General features: G+C 75.4%; 4 protein-coding genes. All 4 read left to right on the forward strand.

Translation table 11 applies throughout. The features are described from left to right. Nucleotides 1-1794, forward strand: a 1794-nt coding sequence (locus E1265_RS34400; protein WP_132934880.1) for a 4'-phosphopantetheinyl transferase superfamily protein, incomplete at its 5' end; no start/stop codon positions are given. A 1-nt stretch (nucleotide 1795) separates the two neighbouring features. Continuing rightward, nucleotides 1796-2119, forward strand: coding sequence for a phosphopantetheine-binding protein (locus E1265_RS34405; protein ID WP_132934881.1), 324 nt, complete (start codon nucleotides 1796-1798; stop codon nucleotides 2117-2119). 8 nt (nucleotides 2120-2127) lie between these two features. Then, nucleotides 2128-2940 (forward strand): alpha/beta hydrolase, encoded by an 813-nt coding sequence (locus E1265_RS34410; RefSeq protein WP_132934882.1) that lies wholly within the window; start codon nucleotides 2128-2130, stop codon nucleotides 2938-2940. Next, complete coding sequence (locus E1265_RS34415; protein ID WP_132934883.1) at nucleotides 2937-4133, forward strand: glycosyltransferase; 1197 nt, start codon at nucleotides 2937-2939, stop codon at nucleotides 4131-4133. Before E1265_RS34410 ends, E1265_RS34415 begins: the two co-directional genes overlap by 4 nt. Nucleotides 4134-4198 lie beyond the last annotated feature (65 nt).

A 4198-nucleotide genomic window follows, 5' to 3' on the forward strand; every position in this document is an offset into this window, starting at 1 on the left:
CCCCCACCCACCCCGGCCACCGGCCGGGCGGACACCGAGCCGGCTCCGCCAGCCACCCTGCCGGCCCCGGCCGGCACTGGACCGGCCCGGCCGAGGCCGGCCAACGGCCCGGACGTGGTGTCGGGGCCCGCCCCCGCCGTGCGGGCCCCGGCCGATGGCCGGGCGGGTGCCGAGCCGGCTCCGCGGGCGGCGGACGTTTCCGAAGCACCCGTGCCGCCGCAGGCCGGCGGCAGGGCCACGCCTTCGGCGGCGGGCGCGGCGCCTGCCGTCTGGCGGGTCGGCATCGATGAGATGCCGTATCTGCTCGATCACTGTTTCTTCCGGCAGCGGCCCGGGTGGCCGGATGTCGGGGATCGGTGGCCGATCGTGCCGGCGACCACGGTGGTCGCGCGGCTCATGGCGATCGCCGAGCGGGCCGCCGGCCACGGCGTGCGGGCCGTGGCGGTGCGGGACGTGCGGCTGCTGAAGTGGATCGAGGCCGTTCCGGCCGTCGAACTGCCTGTCACCGCCCGGCGGACGGCGGCCGACGAGATCGAGATCGGCCTCACCGGCTTCGCCGGCGCCACCGTCGGCCTCGCCCCCGAGTGGCCCGCGCCGCCCGCCCCGTGGCGGTTCGATCCGGCGACCGAGCGGGCGCCCACGATGCGCGCCGAGCGGCTCTACACCGAGCGGTGGATGTTCCACGGCCCGGCCTTCCAGGGCGTCACCGAGCTCACCGCCATCGGCGACCGTCACCTGCGCGGCGTCATCACCGCCCCCGCCGCGCCGGGCGCGCTGCTGGACAACGTCGGCCAACTGCTCGGCTACTGGATCATGGCAAGCCGCACCGAGCGCACCACCGTGTTCCCGGTGCGCATGGACCGAATCACCTTCCACGGCCCGCCGCCGGCGGCCGGCGCCCGGTTCGAGTGCCTGATCAGGATCGGCGCGATCACCGAGTCCACCCTCACCGCCGACATGCAGCTGGTCCACGAGGGCCGCGTCTGGGCCGAGTTCACCGGCTGGACCGACCGCCGGTTCGACACCGACCCCGGCATCAGGGCCGTCGACCGGTACCCGGGCCGGCACATCCTCTCCACGCCCATGGCCGGCGGCTGGACGCTGGTGCACGAGCGGTGGCCCGACCTGGCCACCCGCGAGCTGCTGATGCGGAACGTGCTCGGCGGCGCCGAGCGCGCCGCCTACGAGGCGCTGCCCCCGCTCCGCCGCCGGCAGTGGCTGCTCGGCCGGATAGCCGCCAAGGACGCGCTGCGCCGCGTGCTGTGGGCCGAGGGCGCCGGCGAGATCTACCCGGCCGAGATCGCCGTCACCAACGACGCGGCCGGCCGGCCGGTGCCGGTGGGCGTGCACGGCCGCGACGTGACCGGGCTGACCGTGTCCCTGGCGCACCGTGCCGAGGCCGGCGTCGCCATCGCCGGCCGTGGCCCGTGCGGCATCGACATCGAGGAGATCACCCAACGCCCGCGCGCCACCGTCGAGTCGGCCTGCGGGCCCGAGGAACGCGCCCTGCTCGACCGCCTGTCCGAGGAGTCGGAGGATCAGGAGGCCGACCCCGACGCCTGGTTCACCCGCTTCTGGGCCGCCAAGGAAGCCGTCGCCAAGGCCCGCGGCACCGGCCTGCGCGGCCGGCCGGCCGCGTACCGCGTGCTGGCCGCCGAGCCGGACCGGCTGCTGGTCGCGGTTGGCGACGTCGCCCATCACGTGCGGGTCGCCGAGGTGCACAACCCGCCGGCACTGCCACCCCGCCGGTACGCCGTCGCCTGGACCACCGGCGACCACCCGACTGGAGAATGAGATGACCAGCGCGCAGACCCCACAGGCCACCGCCCCGCTGCCCGACGAGGTGCTGGCCGACATCGCCGACATGCTCAGGAACCTGTTGGCGGACGCCGGCCTCGACGACGCCGAGATCGGCCGCGACACCACCTTCCACGACGACCTGGAGCTCGAGTCCATCGACCTGGTGACGCTCTCCGGCGCGCTGCGCGAGCGCTACGGCGACCGCGTCAACCTCGCCACCTTCATCGCCGAACTCGAACTCGACGAGATCATCGCCCTCACCGTCGGCGAGCTCGTGGACCACGTCGTCGCCTCGCTACGCGCCACCGAGCGGAGCTGATCGGGCCGATGACCAGGATTGCCACCGGCGAGATCACCACCCACGTCCAGCGACTCGACGCCGTGCGGCCGGCGGGCGCGACCGGCGAGCCACCCGTGGTCGTCTTCGTCCACGGCCTGCTCACCGACAGCCTCGCCAGCTACTACTTCACCCTCGGCCCGGCCTTCGCCGCCGGCGGCGTCGACGTCATCATGTACGACCTGCGCGGCCACGGCCGCAGCGACCGCCCCCGCACCGGCTACCGCCTGGAGTCGTTCGTCGGCGATCTCACCGGGCTGCTCGACGCGTTGGACGAGCGGCGCCCGGTCCACGTGGTGGGCAACTCCTTCGGCGGCGCGATCGCCGCCGCGTTCTCGGCCTGGCACCCGGACCGGGTGGCCACCGTCACCCTGATCGAGGCCGAGCCGCCCGTCGCCAGGTGGACCCGGCACATGGACCGAGCCCTCGGCTACACACGGGAGCAGCTTCTCCGCGACGAGGTCATCGACTGGATCGCCGCCAACGAGGGCGCGCACACCGCCCGGCTCTCCAGGAACGCCGGCCGGATACTGCGCAGCACCGCCATGGTCGAGGAGATCCCGGCCGGCCGCGTCATAGCCGACGACCTGAGCGAGTTGACCAGTCCGCTGCTCGCCGTGTTCGGCGACGACTCGCCGCTCGCCGCCCTGGTCCCTGAGCTGACCGCCCTCGTCCCCGGCTGCCGCACCGTGGTGCTCCCCGACCAGGGGCACTCGGTGCTCATCGAACGCCCGGACACAACACGTGAGTTGATCCTTAGCTGGATTCGGCAGCACCAGCTGGCCGGGACGGCGGCGCGGTGACGCGCTTCCTGCTCGTGGTGCCGCCCCTGGTCGGGCACGTCAACCCGCTGGTCGGCGTCGCCGCCGAGCTGGCCAGGCGGGGCCACGCGGTGGCCTGGGCCGGGCACGCCGGCCAGCTCACGCGGCTGGTCGGCGCCGACGCCGTCGCCTACGACTGCGACATTCCCGGCACCGACCTGCGCCGGCCGCCCGAGCTGACCGGGCCCGCCGCGTTCCGTTTCCTGTGGCGGGACGTCTTCGTGCCGCTGGCCGACCTGATGGCCCCCGGCGTGCACGCGGCCGTCGACGCCTTCCGCCCCGACCTGCTCGTCACCGACCAGCACGCGGTGGCCGGCGCGCTGGTCGCCGAGCGGCGCGGCATCCCGTACGTCACCTCGGCCACCACCTCCGCTGAACTCGGGGATTCACTGGCCGGGTTGCCCAAGGTCGGGGCCTGGCTCGCCGAGCTGCTCGGCGGGCTGCGCGGCCGGATCGGCGACCCGAGCGCGACGGGCGACCCGCGGTTCTCGCCGCACGGCATCGTCGCCTTCACCGGGCGCGAACTCCTTGGCGACGCGCCCCTGCCGACCGAGCGCACCCGACTCGTCGGTCCGGTCATCGCGCCCCGGCCGGCGGACGGCGCCTTCCCCCTCGACCGGCTCGACCCGGGACGCCGCACCGTGCTGGTCACCCTGGGCACCGCCAACGTCGACGTCGGCGGCCGCTTCCTCGCCGAGGCCGTGGCCGCGCTGCGCGCCGCCCGCGAGCGGATCCAGGGGATCGTCCTCGACCCGGGCCACACGCTGCCCGCCGGGTTCAGGGACCCGGAGGGCGACCCGCTGGTACTCGACCGGGTGCCCCAACTCGACCTGCTGCCGCACCTGGACGCGGTGGTCTGCCACGGCGGGCACAACACCGTCTGCGAGTCGCTGTGGCACGGCGTCCCGCTGGTCGTCGCGCCCATCAGGGACGACCAACCCCTGGTCGCCGGCCTGGTGGTGGCCACCGGAGCCGGCGTGCGGCTGCGGTTCGGCCGCGCCGACGCGGCCCGCGTCGGCGCCGCGATCGACGCCGTGCTCGACCCGGCGGGCGGCCACCGGGCCGCGGCGGCCGCGATCGGCCGCGGCTTCCGCGCGGCCGGCGGCGCCGCGGCGGCCGCCGACCACCTGGAGACGATCGCCGCCCGCCACGCCGGTGTCCCGGCGAGCCACTGATCCGCGCCCCCACCGCGACCCAGGGACCCCATATGACAACGGCCGCCTCAGCGACCCCCGTTCCC

This window comes from Streptomyces sp. 8K308 (genome assembly GCF_004348315.1).
Taxonomy (GTDB): domain Bacteria; phylum Actinomycetota; class Actinomycetes; order Streptomycetales; family Streptomycetaceae; genus Streptomyces.